19 protein-coding genes are annotated in these 18,446 nt (G+C 43.4%); 18 read left to right on the top strand and 1 reads right to left on the bottom strand.

Translation table 11 applies throughout. The features are described 5' to 3' along the window. The 7 genes from BN1080_RS09965 to BN1080_RS09940 all read left to right on the top strand — a co-directional run bounded on the left by BN1080_RS09965 (window position 1) and on the right by BN1080_RS09940 (window position 5,652). Window positions 1–1,377 (top strand): phage tail spike protein, encoded by a 1,377-nt coding sequence (locus BN1080_RS09965; RefSeq protein ID WP_052651919.1) that lies wholly within the window; start codon window positions 1–3, stop codon window positions 1,375–1,377. A 19-nt stretch (window positions 1,378–1,396) separates the two neighbouring features. Next, window positions 1,397–3,154: a hypothetical protein gene (locus BN1080_RS09960; RefSeq protein WP_052651918.1), complete on the top strand. Its 1,758-nt coding sequence runs from the start codon at window positions 1,397–1,399 to the stop codon at window positions 3,152–3,154. A gap of 306 nt (window positions 3,155–3,460) precedes the next feature. Beyond that, on the top strand, window positions 3,461–3,637 hold the full coding sequence (locus BN1080_RS17225) for a hypothetical protein (protein WP_199876608.1): 177 nt from the start codon (window positions 3,461–3,463) through the stop codon (window positions 3,635–3,637). Window positions 3,638–3,698: 61 nt separating this feature from the next. Then, window positions 3,699–4,085: a hypothetical protein gene (locus tag BN1080_RS09955; protein ID WP_052651917.1), complete on the top strand. Its 387-nt coding sequence runs from the start codon at window positions 3,699–3,701 to the stop codon at window positions 4,083–4,085. Beyond that, window positions 4,075–4,452: a hypothetical protein gene (locus BN1080_RS09950; RefSeq protein ID WP_052651916.1), complete on the top strand. Its 378-nt coding sequence runs from the start codon at window positions 4,075–4,077 to the stop codon at window positions 4,450–4,452. Before BN1080_RS09955 ends, BN1080_RS09950 begins: the two co-directional genes overlap by 11 nt. A 14-nt stretch (window positions 4,453–4,466) precedes the next feature. After that, window positions 4,467–4,718 (top strand): phage holin, encoded by a 252-nt coding sequence (locus BN1080_RS09945; protein ID WP_052651915.1) that lies wholly within the window; start codon window positions 4,467–4,469, stop codon window positions 4,716–4,718. A gap of 1 nt (window position 4,719) precedes the next feature. Beyond that, a complete protein-coding gene (locus tag BN1080_RS09940) occupies window positions 4,720–5,652 on the top strand; it encodes a peptidoglycan recognition protein family protein (protein ID WP_052651914.1) in 933 nt (310 codons plus the stop codon). A gap of 311 nt (window positions 5,653–5,963) precedes the next feature. Here the strand turns inward: BN1080_RS09940 and BN1080_RS09935 are convergent, their stop codons facing one another. Next, on the bottom strand, window positions 5,964–6,518 hold the full coding sequence (locus tag BN1080_RS09935; RefSeq protein WP_052651913.1) for a hypothetical protein: 555 nt from the start codon (window positions 6,516–6,518) through the stop codon (window positions 5,964–5,966). 154 nt (window positions 6,519–6,672) lie between these two features. Between BN1080_RS09935 and BN1080_RS09930 the strand changes: the two genes are divergently transcribed. From BN1080_RS09930 to ccsA, 11 genes are all read left to right on the top strand, one after another. Further along, the gene (locus tag BN1080_RS09930) at window positions 6,673–7,056 is read left to right on the top strand and encodes a YhjD family protein (protein ID WP_052651912.1); all 384 of its coding nucleotides are present in this window, start codon (window positions 6,673–6,675) and stop codon (window positions 7,054–7,056) included. Between the two features lie 217 nt (window positions 7,057–7,273). Then, complete coding sequence (locus tag BN1080_RS09925; protein WP_052651911.1) at window positions 7,274–7,576, top strand: TIGR04104 family putative zinc finger protein; 303 nt, start codon at window positions 7,274–7,276, stop codon at window positions 7,574–7,576. Between the two features lie 132 nt (window positions 7,577–7,708). Next, on the top strand, window positions 7,709–8,344 hold the full coding sequence (locus BN1080_RS09920) for a TetR/AcrR family transcriptional regulator (RefSeq protein ID WP_052651909.1): 636 nt from the start codon (window positions 7,709–7,711) through the stop codon (window positions 8,342–8,344). Window positions 8,345–8,361: 17 nt separating this feature from the next. After that, window positions 8,362–8,766, top strand: a complete 405-nt coding sequence (gene spx / locus BN1080_RS09915; RefSeq protein ID WP_052651907.1) for a transcriptional regulator Spx — start codon at window positions 8,362–8,364, stop codon at window positions 8,764–8,766. A gap of 92 nt (window positions 8,767–8,858) precedes the next feature. Then, window positions 8,859–9,839, top strand: coding sequence for a tetratricopeptide repeat protein (locus BN1080_RS09910; RefSeq protein WP_052651905.1), 981 nt, complete (start codon window positions 8,859–8,861; stop codon window positions 9,837–9,839). A gap of 103 nt (window positions 9,840–9,942) precedes the next feature. Then, window positions 9,943–11,256: a trigger factor gene (tig, locus tag BN1080_RS09905; protein ID WP_052651903.1), complete on the top strand. Its 1,314-nt coding sequence runs from the start codon at window positions 9,943–9,945 to the stop codon at window positions 11,254–11,256. 189 nt (window positions 11,257–11,445) lie between these two features. Further along, complete coding sequence (gene clpX, locus BN1080_RS09900) at window positions 11,446–12,717, top strand: ATP-dependent protease ATP-binding subunit ClpX (RefSeq protein WP_052651901.1); 1,272 nt, start codon at window positions 11,446–11,448, stop codon at window positions 12,715–12,717. Between the two features lie 136 nt (window positions 12,718–12,853). Then, window positions 12,854–15,181, top strand: coding sequence for an endopeptidase La (gene lon, locus BN1080_RS09895; RefSeq protein ID WP_052651899.1), 2,328 nt, complete (start codon window positions 12,854–12,856; stop codon window positions 15,179–15,181). Then, window positions 15,178–15,759 carry a ribosome biogenesis GTP-binding protein YihA/YsxC gene (gene yihA, locus BN1080_RS09890; RefSeq protein WP_052651897.1) on the top strand — a complete coding sequence of 194 codons (582 nt, stop codon included), beginning with the start codon at window positions 15,178–15,180 and terminating at the stop codon, window positions 15,757–15,759. Before lon ends, yihA begins: the two co-directional genes overlap by 4 nt. Before the next feature lie 403 nt (window positions 15,760–16,162). After that, window positions 16,163–17,530 carry a glutamyl-tRNA reductase gene (gene hemA / locus BN1080_RS09885; protein ID WP_052651896.1) on the top strand — a complete coding sequence of 456 codons (1,368 nt, stop codon included), beginning with the start codon at window positions 16,163–16,165 and terminating at the stop codon, window positions 17,528–17,530. Window positions 17,531–17,614: 84 nt separating this feature from the next. After that, window positions 17,615–18,445, top strand: a complete 831-nt coding sequence (ccsA, locus tag BN1080_RS09880; RefSeq protein ID WP_052651894.1) for a cytochrome c biogenesis protein CcsA — start codon at window positions 17,615–17,617, stop codon at window positions 18,443–18,445. Window position 18,446 lies beyond the last annotated feature (1 nt).

The raw sequence follows: 18,446 nt of genomic DNA, 5'->3' as shown, positions 1-18,446 counted from the left end.
ATGAGCAATTGGGACGGCGGTAGAACGTTTATCACGATTCGAGATAATGATACGTATGAGGAATTAGGCGTTGCCTATGATCTTATGAACACGAGTATTTACGAAGAAATTAATAACAAATTTACATTGGATTTTAATATACTTCCTTATTTCAACGTGTACCGAATCATGCATCCGAATTTTGTGGAATTGAACGGAAACTATTTTCGTATCCGGCGTATCGAGAAAAAACGAACCAATTCATTAATGATGGCCATCAGCTGTGAGCACATTTCTTATGAATTGAATAATCCCTACGAATTAGATGCAGCCAATGAAGATATTGAGTTGCCGGATGATTATCCATACGAAGGAACGCCGAGAGAAATTTTGGAAGAAATGTTACAGGGAACGCGTTTTTCTATTGGCGCCGTCCACTTTAATCAGTCGGTGCAATTTACTTCAAAGCCAATGGGAACACGAAGCATGATTATTGGTTTAGCCAACGAAATCGGCGCAGAGGTAGTATGGGATAAGTTTACGATTTCATTAGTTGCAAGACGCGGCGCAGACCGAAACTTATCATTTGAAGTCGGAAAGAATTTGCTTAGCATGACAGAAGTTTATGAAATCCATGCGAATGGTGCATATAATCGTTTCTACGATGTGGATGTAATTGATTTGTCCCGGATTAAAGACGAAAATGCGCAGCAGGAACTTTATGATATTCAGTTAGGCGATACCGTCACACTGATTGATGAACAGTTCAATATAAATATCAGTCAACGTGTGGTTAGTCATGAAATTGATCCATTTAGAAAAGAATTGCCGAAAATCCAATTGGAGCATGTTAGAAAAAGCATTACCGGCACGATTGCCGATGTTTCTTCTTCAATTACTGATTTGAAGCGCATGAAACCTGTACAGGGTGGAGGTGGATCGTCGGAGGTCGTGATCGATTTCGTTCCAGCTAATTTCAGTGATCCTATCATTAATTGGACTGACGCACCAACAGACCTTTCTAAATTAGTAAGACTAAGGGTAGTTTCAGAAGATTATCCGGTAACCGTTACAGGACCGTCAAATTTAATTGCTGGATTAAAAATTTTAGGTGAAGCATCAGAACCGACTACGCTTCAAGGTGGGTTGTTAATTGAGGTAGATGGTGTGGTAATGCCATTAAATAATTCTTTTGTAAATACGACTCTAAATCCAGGATTCAATACTATTGGATTTCCGTTTTCTTTTCCTTATTTCGATGAATCTTATAAAGGGAAAGACATTTTTATTTACATGCAATTAATCATTTCAGCCGGGACATTAAGAATTTTAAAGATGGGAACATCTATGTATTTAAAAGGACCCAATTTAATTGTTAGTGAACCAACCAATTCTTAAACAGAAAGGAAGTGCACCAATGGCAGAAATCAATGAAAGTAAACTGATCCGTGATGCGCTGGGTTCACCAATCCCGCAATATTGGGATGAAGAGAGCGAAGTGTATATCGCAAATACAGTCGATGGCAGCGAAATCGATGTGGATTTCAGCAAGAAGAAATTATTGCGTGATAAATTAGGCAGCCCGATTCCACAGCAAGCATGGGACCCTGCTGCAGGCAAATTTGTACCTGGCGGACCATCCACAGGAGTTGCCGGTGTTCAGTCGATTAATGGTAAAACAGGGGCGATTAGTGGCATTGCTGAGGAGAAGGATTTGCAAGAAGTTTCTCGGCAGTTGGCAGACAATGTAAAACAAGTTGATTTTGTTTCCTTGCTCAAAGATCATAATGTAACTGCTGATAACATCTATGCTCGTGTATTAGGGGAAAAGAACATAGAGGTTGTTGTCCCGTTCAAGGGGAATCAAGCCGCGACTTATGGATTTCGCAAACCTCCGATTGCGAATGAAGAATACATCCTATTCCAAGAGGCATTTGTCAGTGAGATTTCGAAAAGCAAAACCACAGTTAACAACAGCGTTGTGGCAAGAAAGGATTTCGGAGAAAGAACCGGCTCATGGTATGATCAGCTACTTGGCAGCACACTACCCAATGCCAATAACTATACGAGTGTCGTTGGGGCAACCATGACAATTAGGTTCACTGGAGACAAAATCGAGTTCAACACCTCCAAAAGAAACAACGGTGGGGTTTGGAAGTTCGTGTTGGATGGAAATGAAGAAAATGCCGTCTTGGTCAGCATCTACAATCCCACAACGATAAATAAAGTGACCATCCCGATTTTTGAAAACCTGCCCGTTGCAGAACATACAGTTGTGGCAACTTTCATAGGGGACGATCCGGCTAATCTGCCGAGCGGCGGAGCTGGAACTTCACGAGGTTGGATATTGTATAGCAGTGAGGGGAAGTATGACGAATACACTTTTACCACTAGTGAATTAAACGAAGAGGAAGGCACGACAATCTTAAACACAAAAAAGTTTGATGTCCTTCGAGACAACAGTAACAAAGAGTTCGCGGTTCGTGTCAAGCCTAACGGAACTTCCTTGACAACAGAATTTGTTCCTGGGCATGTTACGACAGCGACAGCGTTCGCGCTAGATCAGCGAATTTTATTTGATGGGATTGAGATGAAAGACTGGACTCCTGATGCATTTAAGGAAGTTCAAAGCGTACAAATCATTCAAAAAATGAAGGGCATCCATCCGCAGGATACTGCCAACCCATTAATGGAAATTTATTCGACTCACACCGTCACATCAAAAGGAGTGTCTGTTAAAATAAAAATCAAGTTCTTGCGAGAACTCTTCTGTTCAACTGGATATGGCATGATGTTCCCCGTGAAAAACAGTTTTGCAAATAAACTCCATACGAGCTTAGGGAATACGTACTTAACGGAAAAGACAGATGGAAGCATCACAAATTTGGTTGAAGATGATAAAGCCATCAGTTACCTTTATCTAAATGAAAAAGGTGTTAGTGGCGAGCGGGATATTGTTGCTGCTATGACAATCCAAAACCCATTCGAAAGTTTCCGATTAGGAAAGACAGACCGTGCAAATCCCGTAGTTTGGTTGCAGCACCGCGATACTGATATTCAAAAACTCTATACGCAACCTTACTTCAACGCTGTGATTCCGTCAGGCGATACTTTTGAAGTCGGCGGGAATTTCTTTATTGGGTCGCTACCTTATGCAGCCGAAACGTTGTTATAGAGAAAATTTAGGGATGCGACCATTGATGACATTTTCAATAAAATGCAACAAATGCGGCAATGTGGTTAACGAATTGGTGGAGCAAGAAGAAATTTATTCTGATGGTGAAACCTTATCTGACAGTAATTCTACCATTACAGTTAGCAGCATCGCAGGATACCACTTTACTTCTAGTATTGAGATATCCTGCAAATGCGGAAATACTATGTAGACGGACCAAACTACCGAGTAAAAATAATTTCAAAATCTTAGCAGGACTCCTTCCTCTTTTGCCGAATATTGGTAATGGGATGAGGGGGTGAAAATATGGGTTTAACTGAAAGCCAAATGCTAAGTTATTTAGAAGATACGGATTTAAATGAAGATACTAAAAGAGCTATAGTTAACTTAATCAGAGCGAATAACAAAGAAATTGAGAAATCTATGCCACAAGATTACGTTAAAAAATATAGCGATTTCAGAAGAGATAAGGGAATGAGATAATCTAAACCGAAGAGTGTCCACACGGGCGCTCTTTTTCTATGCCAAGAAAGGAGTGAGCAACATGTTCAAACGAAAGCAGGAAGCTATACCCGTCGTCGAGGTTGGGTTATCCATCCTTTCTCTATGCCTGGCATTCGTGTTTTTCGGCAGTCCGCAAATGTTTGACCGGCTGCCATCTACTTATGAATTTTTTAAAGCCCTGGCACCGGAATGGGGCTGGGCAATATTCTTCTTAGTGGCTGCTTCTTTAAAGTTACTGGGGATTGCAACGAAACAACGAAATATACGAAAGGCGGGACTGATCGGTTCCACTATCATCTATGGATTAATTGCAGCTGCGTATTATTTGGGGACTGGATTGTTCAGTATCGGCTTCTTTACGTACGCAGTGCTGTCGTTTATAGCGCTTTTTTCCGTACGGGAGGTTGATTTTTTAAATGGGGAATGATCAGGGGACAGGCTATGCTGTGCTAGATTTGAGAATGGGAGAGGCAGAGAAAGACATCAGAGAGTTGCGGGATGACTTGCGAAACCACATCAACCAAAACGATGACGAGCACAAGAAAATGCAGGCGAGCATCGCAGAAAGCAATTTGATGGTACGAGAAATTAATTTTTCAACCAAACAAGCAGCTACTGATATTAATGAAATGAAACAAAACTCTAAAGAGTCCACAGATCGAATCGAAAAGAAATTGGAAGCTCTGGGTGCCAAAACCGACAAAGAAAGCGGATGGCGTGCCATTATCATGGACATGATCAAGATTATTTTCTTACTAATCGGATTCATCGCTACAGGTAAATGGATTTTATAAAAGGAGGGAACAAAATGACGGCAGACAAACTAAAACAATATATCGGATTTATCGGGGGTGCTCTTGGGGGCATCCTTTTATTTTTGCAGGCGCTAGGAGTCGAGCTAGCGCACTTTAACAATGAATCGATCAACGCCTTTACTGAAATGCTTTTAACATTTGTGCCACTAATCCTGGTCGGTTATGGCGTGTGGAAGAATCAATATTTAGTAACAAAAAAAGCGAAGCAACAGGAGTATATTTTGAAAAGAAATGGAGTGAAGTAGCATGACTTACACGATTATCGATAAGTTCATTCCTACATCAAAATACGCCATTAAAGCACCTTATTCTATGAATCCTGAAACCATTACCATCCACAACACCTGGAACGATGCAGCTGCTTTATCAGAAGTGACTTACATGACCAGTAATGCAAATCAGGTCTCCTACCATGTTGCTGTGGACGATAAGCACGTAGTCCAAGCCATTCCTTTCTCTCGTAACGCATGGCACGCAGGGGATGGTCAGGGAGCAGGGAACCGCAAGTCCATCGGTATTGAAATCTGCTACAGCAAAAGTGGAGGAGCGAAATATACGGCGGCAGAAGAAAATGCGATTGATTATGTTGCACATATTTTAAAAGACAAAGGTTGGGGAATCGACCGTGTGAAATGGCACAAGGACTGGTCTGGTAAGAATTGTCCGCACCGCATTTTAGAGGAAGGACGCGCAGCTAGCGTTCGAAATAGAATCGTCAAGCGGCTGCAAAAATTGAAGTCTGGAGGCGTTACAGCTTCCGTGCCGCCTGTAAGCGAACGTGGCTATCTGATGGAAGGCGATTCTGGCGCAGAAGTGAAGAAGCTGCAGGAAGACCTGAATCAAGCCGGATTTAAATTAACTGTGGATGGCATTTTCGGTGAAGGCACAAAAGAGGCTGTCTTGAAGTTTCAACTCCGCACCAATTTAGAACGAGACGGCATCGCAGGCGCATCCACAAAAGCGAAACTTGCTGCAGTGATCGCCCAGCAGCCGAAACCAAAGGAGGAAGTAAAAGTGGCAGAAGAATATAAAAAGGACGCGCAACCGTCGAAGTCATTAGCTCCGGAATATAAGGAAACTGTAAAAGCCGGCATCACCGATGGAACTTATCCGCAGCGACCAGCTACCCGTGAAGAAGTGGCTGTTATGGTTTACCGGGCTTTTAATAAAAAGCAATAATATGCTATAATATAAGTACAGGATATATACACCTAGCGATGTACGTATTACTGTTTACGGGTAGTTTCTTACCGGTGTGCGCACACAAAGAAACGGTTTCGGATTGCTTCCTCGGTTTTGCCTTAAAACCAAATCGGCTGGTATAAAACTATGGCGAAAGCCCATTAAAAAAATCCTTTAATGGACAATCTTAAAAAATCAAAGAGTATACCGCAGTTACCTTAATTGGGCTGCGGTTTTTATTATTACATCTTGTCAAACACTATATAGTATAAGCCCTCCTGCTACGGAAATAGCGAGAGGGCTTTTTTTTATTCTGGCTTAGCTTGCAGTGCCATTGTATCTGATTCCGCATCGCCTTGGTATAAGTAATAAATGCCATTCAACGTATAGGAGGTTTCCTGATCCAGCATATTGCTTTGACCGTTAATGCCGAGTTTGTCTAATATCGTCATTTTCTGCGTGATACTTAATGAAGGATCTACACTTTCAATAAGGCTTTCAAAAGCTGCCATTACTTCTTTATTCTTAACTAGCAATGCGGCTCCCGAAGCGACCGTATTTACCTTAACGATTTCCTTATTATCATTTACGAACATGAAAGCATAAATGCCATCTGTCAAAGTTATATTATAGCGATTCTCTTCATATTCACGCTGCCATTTAGCGATTTCGAAATTCTTGCTACTAAGTGATTCTTTCAAAGCAACTTCGTAATTTTCCACTTTAAAACCAAACGTTTTCTCTTCCTCTTCGCTATTTACTGAACAGCTAACTAAAACCACCACTAACAAAACGATCACAAAAATCAAACCAAAGCATCCGATACCACAACCTTTTAGCGCCTTTTTGCTTTTATCATCCACAGAATCATCCCCTTGTTGATAACTATAATGGAAATGATATGCAAAATAAACAGTGGAAAATAGATATTATTGTTAACTGTTGAATATGGCAAAGTGTTTTTATTTCATGAGATTCCTTTTATAATAAAGAAATGACTATTTAGGAGGGGCGAATATGACCGGTATGATTCCACGCGAATACATAGAACACTTTGAGAATATGATCTATCTGCCAATGGTGATTAAAATCTTCAGGCAAGACCATCAGCACTTCCAGACCGGCGCATTCAAATTAAAAGGTCCATACCTGGAACTGGTCGAAGCTGCATGCAAAATCGCAGAAAGCGAATATCGAGAAACCAAAGAATATATGCGTAAAAAGAAATTGAAACTTGAGACCGGCGAACACGATGACTTTGCCACCATGTACATCTTTTATCATGATGGATTCACCAGTCGCCGGAAATACTTAAACGTTCGGCTGCGCAACCGGACGGAAGAATTGATCGGCGTTTATCTGCAGCAAGCCGCGAATATAGAAAAGCCCTCCGCCGATTAAGGTAGAGGGTTGAAATAGAATTTTACACAAATTTTACACAAAACTCATTGAAAACATTATAAACATTGGGGTTTCTTCCTATTATATACGTCCTCCTGGGACGTAAAATTATCGAAATGATACATAGAAAGAGGCCTGAAGCAATTTGCTCCAGGCCTCTTTTATTATAATTGCAGCATTAACCATTATGAATCTAATAGTAATTGGGGGGAGAAAGTTGTTGGTATGCGAAAACTGCAAAACCGAATGGACGTGGAAACAGACCTTAAAGAGCTCTTTTGTTTTGACGACAAGCATGACGTGCCCGTATTGCGGCGAAAAACAATATGCCACTCCGAAATCCAAAAAACGCACGTTTCTATTAAATATGCTGATTCTTTTGCCGCTGTTGCTCCAAGCTCTTTTTGAAATGGGGGTCTGGACCACTTTTAGCCTCATGATTGGATTTTTTATCCTTGTCATGATTTCCATGCCTTTTTGGATGAGCGTGCAAAACGAGGAAACATTTAAAATAATGTAAGGATCCGGTGCATTTGCTCCGGATTTTTTATTTGTCCAGAATGTGAATCGCTATCAAAAAAATCGAAAAAAATATGAACTCGAGTTCATGTTATTCTCCGATACGTGTTATTCTAAGAAAAGAGGTGAGAACATGCCAAATGAAGACCTTGTTGGAAGTTTTCCGACTTCTCCTAAACAATCACGATCAAAACAAAAAAAAGAAGCATTGATTGCCAGCGGCAAGGAATTATTCAGCCGAAAAGGGTTCGACCAAACCACTGCGAAAGAAATCGCTGCACACGCCCGTGTTGCGACCGGTACGTTTTATCGGTATTTTTCCGATAAGCGTCAGCTTCTCATGTCCCTGATCGAAAACCAATTGGATTCCATGATGCCGCTTGAGTTGGAATGGCGAGGGGGAGACCCGGAAAAGCTGCTCGCTGGGCGCCTTGAAATCCATTTCCACAAGATCAATGAATCCAACCTTCAAAAGCTGATGCCGGAACTTTTGCTGCGTGATGCCGAACTTGCTGAAATTGTAAATAAAGCAAGAGAACGTATTCACCAGAAATTTGTGAAGGATTTATCTGTCTTGCAGAAGAAAGGCTATCTTTGGCCGGACATTGATGTTGAAACTTTAACGTGGTGTTTGGAGTCCTTATTAGAAAAGCTGCAGAATCGGGTCAGCAAAGGCGAAGAAGTAGACTACCAACAATTCGCGAAAATATTTTGCCGAACTTTGTTCCCGCCGGAAAGCCTGCAGAAAATGCGCACAGGAAAGATTTAAGAAAGGAATGTGAAATGATGAAAGCTAAATTATTCACTGCAACCAGCAACACCTCATGCCGTAAAGCGATCGCTTGGCTCGATGAGTACGATATTCCATACGAAGAAAAAAACCTCTCCACGACACCCATCACAATTGAAGAGATTCAAGAAATCCTCTCGCTGACCAATGAAGGCACAGAAGAAATCATTTCGAAAAAAGCATATGCCATCAAAAAGCTGAAAATCGATTTTGATGCACTGTCCCTGCCTCAGCTTTATAAAGTCATCCAGGACAATCCAGGCGTTTTGCGCTTGCCGATTATCCATGACGGCCGAAAACTGCAGGTGGGCTACAACGATGATGAAATCCGCCAATTCTTGCCGCGCTGGTTCCGTTTGGATCAATTTAAACAATTAATCAGCTTGTCAGGGAATATATGATGGCGCAAAGCCTCTTATGAAAAAATTCTTGGTTTTATTTTCCCGATAAATCCCCTTATGTTATGATAGAGGCAATAAATGGGGTGGTTAAAATGCGGAAGAAATATAGGGAGCTCAAACGGAAAGGCAATGTCATTGTATTTCCGACCACGATTAGCCGATTGTTGACAGACGGCATGAATCTCCTGAAAGAGGAGCAGTATGCTGAAGCACGCGATAAGCTCTACCAAGTGCTGGCGTATGAACCTGAACATGCGGGGGCGCTTGGGGCCTATGCTTATTGCTTATTTGAGTTGGGGGATTACGAAGAGGCGCTCGACGTCTGCCGCGAACTGTTGAAAGTGGGTCCAATCCATTATTTGGAGACGATGGAATTATACATAAGCTTGTTGATGCAAGTCAGGGAATTTGAAGAAGCAGAGCAAATGATCGAAATGCTGATCGAGGAAAAGGTTTTGCCCGAAGAACGGCTCGAGCAATTTCAGCAATTGCGCGAGTTGAATGAACGGATTGCTGCAAATGTATCCAAAGAAAAAGTGGATATCCAGCTTTACGATGCTGAGCATTTTATCACGCTGCGGCCGAGCGAGCAGGAGCATTTGATCATGGAGCTGCCGCCGACATCCTTTGAGCCGCTGAAGGAGAAGCTGTTTGCGCTGGTTGAACATCCAAAAACCGATCTCCTCACAAAAACATACATATTATTTATGCTTCACCAGGAAAAAGTGGCTGGCCGGCTTCACATCCAAAAGTTCCATTACGAAGGGGAATTTTCTGCCGCCGCCTTGCCGGACCCTATAAACAATAAACGCATTGCAACAATCCGCACTTATTTAGAAGAAGCATTATCGAAAGACCCGACCCGCCTGGGAATGGCTATTGAACTGTTTGAACGGCATATTTACTTGTTCTATCCTTTTGCATGGGATGAATTTGAAGGGCGGGAAGTGGCCGAAGCCTATATGGGCTACTTGGACAGTTTGTTCACGGGAGAAGCGCCGAATGGGGTGGATGAAGAGCTGCACAAGCTGATAATTCAGGCAGAAGCTTGGTTTGAGATTCGGAATGGGTAGAAATAGTTGAACATGGCGCCATCTATGCTATAATATGGAGGTTGTCAAAATTCGTAGAAAACACGTACTATGACTTTGCAGAAAATGTTTGGAGGGCTAATATATGTCAGCAAAATGGGAAAAACAAGAAGGTAACACAGGAACGTTAACAGTAGAAGTGCCTGTAGAAGTAGTAAATGCAGGATTGGATCAAGCATTCAAGAAAGTCGTAAAAGAAATCAACGTGCCAGGTTTCCGTAAAGGGAAAATGCCTCGCCAAATGTTCGAAAAACGTTTCGGCGTAGAATCATTGTACCAAGATGCTTTGGACTTCATCTTGCCGGACGCTTATGCGAACGCTGTTGAAGAAGCCGGAATCAACCCAGTTGACCGCCCGGAAATCGATATCGATACAATGGAGAAAAACAAGCCATTGGTATTCACAGCTAAAGTAATCGTTAAACCTGAAGTTCAGCTAGGCGAATACAAAGGCATCGAAGTAACAAAACAAGATACTGAAGTAACTGACGAAGAAATCGAAAACCAATTGAAAGAAAACCAAGAACGTTTTGCTGAACTTGCTGTTAAAGAAGACGAAGCAATCGTTGAAGGCGATACAGCTGTTATCGATTTCGAAGGTTTCGTTGATGGAGAAGCATTTGAAGGTGGAAAAGGAGAAGATTATTCTCTTGAAATCGGTTCAAACTCATTCATCCCTGGATTCGAAGAGCAGTTGGTCGGCGTAAAAGCAGGAGAAGAAAAAGACGTTGAAGTCACTTTCCCTGAAGAATACCATGCAGCTGAGCTTGCTGGTAAAGCAGCAACATTCAAAGTGAAAGTACATGAAGTAAAAGCAAAAGAACTTCCTGAACTCAACGATGAATTCGCTAAAGAAATCGATGCTGAAGTCGCTTCTTTAGAAGAGTTGCGCACAAAAATGAAAGAAACATTGTCTGCTGAAAAACAATCAGCTTCTGATGCTCAACTACGCGATGAGTTGGTACAAAAAGTTGCAGAAAACGCAACAATCGACCTTCCGCATGCAATGATCCACACGGAAATGGACCGCATGATGCAAGATTTCGAACAGCGTTTGACGCAGCAAGGCATGAACCTTGACCTTTACTACCAATTCTCAGGACAAGACGAGCAAGCGTTGCGCGCTCAAATGCACGATGACGCTGAAACGCGCGTTCGTGTATCACTAGTTCTTGAAGCAATCGCTGAAGTTGAGAACATGGAAGTGACAACTGAAGACATCAACAAAGAACTTGAAAAAATGTCTGGCCAATTTAACATGGATGCAGAGCAAATCAAAGCGGCTTTAGGCGGTACTGAAATGCTTGAAAACGATATCCGTATGCAGAACACAGTTGAGTTCTTAGTAGAAAATGCTAACATCACAACTGAAATTGCAAACGCTGAAGACGCTGAATAATTAACGCCTATAATTTACAACCGAAAACAAGGCACGGCATCGTGCCTTGTTTTCCTCTACATAAAACCAATAAAATCGACTATTGTCATTTTAATTACGTACATAATGCTTTCCTTTTGGTTTAATTCTAATTAGTTGATACAATAACGAATATCTTGTAAGATAATGGCTTGAATAGGGGTGAATACATTGTTCAAATTCAATGACGAAAAAGACCATCTTAAATGTTCATTTTGCGGAAAACCGCAGGAGCAGGTCCGTAAACTGGTCGCAGGGCCAGGTGTATATATTTGCGACGAATGTATTGAGCTTTGCACGGAAATCGTAGAAGAAGAGCTTGGTACAGAAGAAGCAGTTGAGTTCAAAGAAGTTCCAAAACCGAAAGAGATTTTGGACATTTTAAACGGTTATGTAATCGGCCAGGAAAAAGCGAAGAAATCGTTGGCGGTCGCAGTGTATAACCACTATAAACGCGTTAACTCAAACAGCAAGATCGATGACATCGAACTGTCTAAATCGAATATTGTTTTAATTGGGCCGACAGGAAGCGGGAAAACATTGCTTGCTCAAACTTTAGCCCGCATTTTGAACGTTCCATTTGCTATCGCAGATGCGACGTCATTAACAGAAGCCGGATATGTCGGCGAAGATGTGGAGAACATTCTCCTGAAGCTGATCCAAGCTGCGGATTATGACGTGGAACGTGCTGAAAAAGGCATCATCTATATCGATGAAATTGATAAAGTAGCCCGCAAATCGGAAAACCCATCGATTACACGCGATGTTTCCGGTGAAGGCGTTCAGCAAGCCCTCTTAAAAATTCTTGAAGGAACAACTGCAAGTGTGCCACCACAAGGCGGACGCAAGCATCCTCATCAAGAATTCATCCAAATCGATACGACGAATGTATTGTTCATTGTCGGCGGTGCTTTTGACGGCGTAGAACAAATCATCAAACGCCGTTTGGGCAATAAAGTCATCGGTTTCGGTGCAGATCCAAACAAAGAGGAATTGGATCAGAAATCATTGCTCAGCCAATTGATTCCTGAAGATTTGCTGAAATTCGGTTTGATTCCAGAGTTCATCGGCCGTTTGCCGGTATTGGCAAGCCTTGAGCAATTGGATGAAAATGCATTGGTGCAAATCTTGACGGAACCGAAAAACGCATTGATTAAGCAATATCAAAAAATGATGGAGCTTGATGATGTCGAATTGACATTTGAAGACGATGCCTTAGTTGAAATCGCGAAATTGGCGATCGAACGAAAGACAGGTGCCCGAGGGCTTCGTTCAATCATTGAGAACATCATGCTTGATGTCATGTTTGACTTGCCATCCCGCGAAGATATCGTAGAATGCGTCATCACAAAAGAAACTGTCACTGAAAGCGCTCAGCCAAAACTATTGCTAGAAGACGGTTCAGAATATAAAGGCGACAATAACGAGAAAACATCCGCCTAAAAGTTACTGCTTTCAGCAAGAAGCCGCAGAAAATTTGCGGAATATAGGATGATACGGGCTGACTCTGATCGTGCACATCCGCGCGTTTAGGGTCAGCTTGTTTTTTTGATGAAAATAACCGGAGGTGTTCTCCCGAATGGCTAAGAAAAAAATAACGAAACGCGTGCCTTTATTGCCGCTGCGAGGCCTCCTCGTATTTCCGACGATGGTCCTGCACATTGATGTAGGCCGGGAACGGTCTATTGCGGCGCTAGAGCAAGCGATGCTCGAAGACAACATCATTTTCCTGGCGACTCAAAAAGAAATGAGCATCGAGCAGCCGGAAAAAGAAGATCTTCACAAAATCGGTACACTTGCTTACATTAAACAAATGCTGAAATTGCCGAATGGCACCATCCGTGTCCTTGTAGAAGGGCAGGAACGTGCACAATGGAAGCAGTATACAGAAGAAGAAAACTTGACGATGGTTGAAGTGACGACGTTCCCGGATGAAACGGAACGGACAGCGGAACAAGACGCATTAATGCGCTTGCTGCTCGAGCACTTTGAAAAGTATGCGAAAGCTTCGAAAAAAATCACGACTGAAACTTATAATACGGTGGCCGACATTGAAGAGCCCGGCCGTTTAGCGGATATGGTGGCTTCTCATTTGCCGATCAAAGTTGCGGGCAAACAGGAAATTCTTGAAACGTTCGATATCGATAAGCGATTGGAAATGCTGATCACCCGCTTGCACAATGAGCAGGAAGTGATTGATTTGGAAAAACGCATCAGCCAGCGCGTGAAGAAGTCGATGGAACAGACCCAAAAAGAGTTTTATCTTCGCGAACAGATGAAAGCCATTCAGACAGAGCTTGGCGACAAAGACGGCAAATCTGCTGAAATCGTTGATTTGAAGAAACGAATCGAAGAAGCCGGCATGCCGGAATCTACGGAAAAAGCGGCACTAAAAGAATTGGACCGTTACGAAAAATTGCCGTCAGCAGCAGCGGAAAGCGGCATTATCCGCAATTACATTGAGTGGCTGGTAACGATCCCATGGTCGAACGCGACTGAAGACCGTTTAGACATCAAATATGCGGAAGAAGTCCTTGACCGGGACCACGACGGCTTGGAAAGCGTCAAAGAGCGCGTGTTGGAATATTTAGCGGTGCAGCAGATGACGAAATCACTGCGTGGACCGATCCTTTGCCTCGTTGGGCCTCCGGGCGTCGGGAAAACGTCCTTAGCAAAATCGATTGCCGAATCGCTTGACCGCAAATTTGTCCGGGTATCGCTTGGCGGCGTACGCGACGAATCGGAAATCCGTGGACATCGCCGTACGTATGTCGGCGCAATGCCAGGGCGCATGATTCAAGGAATGAAAAAGGCATCTACGATCAATCCTGTTTTCTTGCTGGATGAAATCGATAAGATGTCAAATGACTTCCGCGGAGACCCGTCTTCTGCCATGCTTGAAGTATTGGATCCGGAACAGAACAATTCGTTCAGCGACCATTATATAGAAGAAACGTATGATCTTTCGAATGTTCTATTCATTGCGACGGCAAATGATCTTGGATCGATTCCGGGGCCGCTTCGCGACCGGATGGAAGTCATTTCGATTGCCGGCTACACTGAAGCCGAAAAACAAATGATCGCCAAAAACCATCTGGCGCCGAAACAATTGAAAGAACATGGGCTGGAAGAGGGCCAATTGACTTTCGATGACGAAGCTTTGCTTTCCATTGTCCGTTATTATACAAGGGAAGCGGGAGTGCGCGGCCTTGAACGCCAAATTGCTTCCATTTGCCGCAAAGTGACGAAACAGATTGTCAGCGGTGAAAAAGAATCGGTGGCAGTAACCGCTGATTTGGTCGAAGAATATTTAGGCAAACGCAAATTCCGCTATGGAATGGCGGAGACCGTCAACCAAATCGGTGTGGCGACAGGCCTCGCTTACACAACAGTAGGCGGCGATACGCTTCAAATCGAAGTTTCGTTATCGGCCGGCAAAGGCAAACTCCAATTGACCGGTAAACTTGGCGATGTCATGAAAGAGTCGGCACAGACGGCACTTTCATTCGTCAGAGCAAATGCCGAATCACTCGGCATTGATCCGTCTTTCCATGAGTCGCAGGATATCCATATCCACGTGCCTGAAGGAGCGGTGCCAAAAGACGGCCCATCTGCCGGGATTACGATTGCGACAGCTTTAGTATCTGCGCTGTCAAAACGCCCGATTCGCCGAGAAGTCGGAATGACCGGCGAAATTACATTGCGCGGACGCGTGTTGCCGATTGGCGGCGTGAAAGAGAAAACATTAAGCGCACACCGTGCGGGATTGAAAACGATCATCTTGCCGATCGATAATGAGCGGGATATCGAAGACATTCCGGAAAGTGTCCGTGAAGAATTGACGTTCAAACTTGTTTCTCAAGCGGAAGAGGCACTTGAAATCGCATTAGAAGGAGAAAACGAATGATAGTCAATAATGTAGAACTTGTAATCAGCGCCGTCCGGCCGGATCAGTATCCGGAAGACGGCTTGCCGGAATTTGCCTTAGCGGGGCGTTCGAATGTCGGGAAATCGTCTTTCATCAACAAAATGATCGGCCGTAAAAGCATGGCGCGCATTTCCTCGAAGCCGGGGAAAACGCAGACCTTGAACTTTTACAAAATCGAAGAGAAATTGTTCTATGTCGACGTACCGGGCTACGGCTATGCCAAAGTAGCGAAAACGGAGCGAGAAGCATGGGGCAAAATGATCGAGCGGTATATCACGGGGCGCGAAGAATTGAAGGCGGTTATCCAAATCGTCGACCTCCGCCATCCGCCGAGCCGCGACGATATCGCCATGTACGATTTTATGAAGCATTACGACATTCCGTGCATCATCATTGCAACGAAAGCGGATAAGATTCCAAAAGGGAAATGGGACAAGCATAAGAAAATTGTCCGTGAAACCTTGGAAATGGAAAAAGGCGATCCGCTAATCGTCTTTTCATCTGAAACCGGTCTTGGCAAAGATGCCGCCTGGGCTGAAATCGAAAAAAGAATGTAAAGTGCAAGAGTGCAGCTCGCAGCTGCACTCTTTTTTTATTTATAATGGCATTCTGCAAGGTAAATTGCCTATTCCGCAAATAAAACAAGAGATTCCGCAAACAAATCATTTATTGAGCAAATAAACTCCCGTATTCCGCAAGTAAACGCAGTTATTCCGCAAACAACAGCTCGCACGCTTAATGAGTTGCCGCACTATTTCGACTAAGAGCGTTATACTTGTTGTCGGAAGGATGCTTTGCTAAACTTACATTATAATAATTATAAAGTAATAATATTACCGCCCACTTTACAGCAAAATGTAAGAGTTTCATGGCTTGTTCACATTTTGAAAAGCTTATGGAACTATAATAGTGGTATACTTATAGATAGGAAATATTGAACGTGAAAGGTGTTTTGATCCCATGCATACATTAGTAGTCGGGGTGAATTATCGCTCTGCACCCGTGGAAATCAGAGAAAAACTGTCGTTTATCGAGTCTGAACTTCCACAAGCGATGCAAGCGCTAAAAGAACAAAAAAGCATATTGGAAGATGTCATCGTATCGACCTGCAACCGGACAGAGATCTATGCAGTGGTCGATCAGCTTCACACAGGCCGCTACTATGTGAAGCAATTCTTGGCGGAGTATTTTGGGCTTCCGCAAGAATCATTTTCCCAATATTTATTTGTCTATGAACAAGAAGAAGCGGTTGAGCATCTGTTCCGGGTAACAGCCGGCATCGATTCCATGGTGCTTGGTGAAACTCAGATTCTTGGACAGGTCCGGAACAGTTTCCTGGCTGGCCAGGAATACGGGACGACTGGAACGGTTTTCAACCAATTGTTCAAGCAAGCCGTGACGCTCGCAAAGCGCGCGCATTCTGAAACGGCAATCGGCGAGAACGCTGTGTCGGTTTCTTATGCAGCGGTTGAACTGGGCAAAAAAATCTTCGGCAGCTTGAAAAACAAGCATGTCGTGATTTTAGGCGCCGGCAAGATGGGCGAGCTTGCGATTAAAAACCTGCAAGGCAGCGGTGCTAATCACGTGACGGTCATTAACCGTACGTTTGAGAAAGCGGAAGCGGTTGCTGAGAAATTTGAAGGCAAAGCGTTGCCGATGAACCAATTGCAATGCGCATTGCTGGATGCAGACATTTTGATTTCTTCAACAGGTGCGACGGATTTTGTCATCGATTTCGAATTGATGCAATATGTGGAGAAGCTCCGCAAAGGCAAACCGTTATTCATGGTCGACATCGCCGTACCGCGTGACATCGATCCGCGCATTGGCGATTTGTCGAACGTCTTCTTGTATGACATCGATGATATGCAGGGAATCGTTGAAGCGAATTTGGCTGAACGTGAACGCGCTGCAGGGGAAATCATGGCCATGATCGGGCAGGAGTCGAACCAATTCAATGATTGGCTTGCAACACTCGGTGTGGTTCCAGTGATTTCGGCATTGCGCCAAAAAGCATTGGCCATCCAGTCGGAAACCATGGCGAGCATTGAAAACAAAATGCCGGATCTGACAGACCGCGAAAAGAAAATCCTCAACAAACATACAAAATCGATCATTAACCAATTGTTGAAAGATCCGATTTTGCAGGCGAAAGAAATGGCTGGTGCGCCAAAAGCGCGGGAACAGCTTGAATTGTTCCAGCAAATCTTTGGCATTGAAGAGGAAGTTGAAGCAGAAGTCCAGAAGCAGACGGCAGCCGTTAAACCTAAAGCAGCCGCTTCTTCAAAACAGGCAGAGCAACAGGAAATTCCCGGATATTCATTTTAAGCTTTCTGAAAGAGGCGTTTTCGAATCTATATGTTAAAATGTAGATACGAAGCGCCTTTAACTATGGAAACGAAGGGGAATAGGATGGCTGATATAACAATGGCAAGGCTGCATGAAGCTATGGTTATTCTATATGCTGTCAGCCTTGTTTTTTATTTTATCGATTATTTATATAAAGAGAAAAAAGCCAGCCGCATTGCCATGACGTTGCTCGGAATTGTTTGGGTTTTGCAGACTGTGTTTTTGGCGCTGTATATTATTGAAACGCAGCGCTTTCCAATATTGACCCTTTTCGAAGGGATCTATTTTTATGCCTGGCTGCTCGTGACATTGTCGCTCGTGCTGCGCATCTTTTACCGATTTGACTTTGCGGTATTTTTTATCAACATCATCGGATTTATCTTTATGACCATTCATACGTTTGCGCCGGTCCAGATTGAACGTTCGCCGGTCGGGGAATCGCTCGTATCCGAGCTGCTCTTGATCCACATCACGTTTGCGATCCTGTCCTATGTGGCGTTTTCGCTGTCTTTCGTTTTTTCAGCGCTTTACATGATTTTGTACCGCTTGCTGAAAAAGAAAAAGTGGACGAAACAGTGGAGCAATTTGCCGTCGCTCGGGCAAGCGGAGCTCGGCATGACGATTTCGATACTGGTCGGCATTTCCTTGCTGTTCGTATCGCTCGTCCTCGGGTTTCAATGGGCCGTCATTTCGCTTAATGAATTCTCGGTTTTCGATATGAAAATTGTCGGGTCATTCGTCCTGCTGCTTGTGTATAGCTGGATCCTGTACCGCAACCGCAAAGGCGCGCTCAGCGGCATGCCGTATGCCATGGCACATATTTATGCGTTTTTATTATTATTGATCAACTTCTTTTTAGGAAGTCGGTTATCTGAATTTCATTTCTGGTATTAAA

The sequence above is a fragment of the Planococcus massiliensis genome (assembly GCF_000821325.1).
Lineage (GTDB): Bacteria > Bacillota > Bacilli > Bacillales_A > Planococcaceae > Planococcus > Planococcus ruber.
This window is presented reverse-complemented; position numbering and strand designations above follow the sequence as displayed.

Excerpts from the sequence above, each read along its gene's own strand:
- BN1080_RS09965 (WP_052651919.1), top strand. The coding sequence starts at position 1 with ATGAGCAATTGGGACGGCGGTAGAACGTTTATCACGATTCGAGATAAT.
- BN1080_RS09960 (WP_052651918.1), top strand. The coding sequence starts at position 1,397 with ATGGCAGAAATCAATGAAAGTAAACTGATCCGTGATGCGCTGGGTTCA.
- BN1080_RS17225 (WP_199876608.1), top strand. The coding sequence starts at position 3,461 with ATGGGTTTAACTGAAAGCCAAATGCTAAGTTATTTAGAAGATACGGAT.
- BN1080_RS09955 (WP_052651917.1), top strand. The coding sequence starts at position 3,699 with ATGTTCAAACGAAAGCAGGAAGCTATACCCGTCGTCGAGGTTGGGTTA.
- BN1080_RS09950 (WP_052651916.1), top strand. The coding sequence starts at position 4,075 with ATGGGGAATGATCAGGGGACAGGCTATGCTGTGCTAGATTTGAGAATG.
- BN1080_RS09945 (WP_052651915.1), top strand. The coding sequence starts at position 4,467 with ATGACGGCAGACAAACTAAAACAATATATCGGATTTATCGGGGGTGCT.
- BN1080_RS09940 (WP_052651914.1), top strand. The coding sequence starts at position 4,720 with ATGACTTACACGATTATCGATAAGTTCATTCCTACATCAAAATACGCC.
- BN1080_RS09930 (WP_052651912.1), top strand. The coding sequence starts at position 6,673 with ATGACCGGTATGATTCCACGCGAATACATAGAACACTTTGAGAATATG.
- BN1080_RS09920 (WP_052651909.1), top strand. The coding sequence starts at position 7,709 with ATGCCAAATGAAGACCTTGTTGGAAGTTTTCCGACTTCTCCTAAACAA.
- spx (WP_052651907.1), top strand. The coding sequence starts at position 8,362 with ATGAAAGCTAAATTATTCACTGCAACCAGCAACACCTCATGCCGTAAA.
- BN1080_RS09910 (WP_052651905.1), top strand. The coding sequence starts at position 8,859 with ATGCGGAAGAAATATAGGGAGCTCAAACGGAAAGGCAATGTCATTGTA.
- tig (WP_052651903.1), top strand. The coding sequence starts at position 9,943 with ATGTCAGCAAAATGGGAAAAACAAGAAGGTAACACAGGAACGTTAACA.
- lon (WP_052651899.1), top strand. The coding sequence starts at position 12,854 with ATGGCTAAGAAAAAAATAACGAAACGCGTGCCTTTATTGCCGCTGCGA.
- yihA (WP_052651897.1), top strand. The coding sequence starts at position 15,178 with ATGATAGTCAATAATGTAGAACTTGTAATCAGCGCCGTCCGGCCGGAT.
- hemA (WP_052651896.1), top strand. The coding sequence starts at position 16,163 with ATGCATACATTAGTAGTCGGGGTGAATTATCGCTCTGCACCCGTGGAA.
- ccsA (WP_052651894.1), top strand. The coding sequence starts at position 17,615 with ATGGCTGATATAACAATGGCAAGGCTGCATGAAGCTATGGTTATTCTA.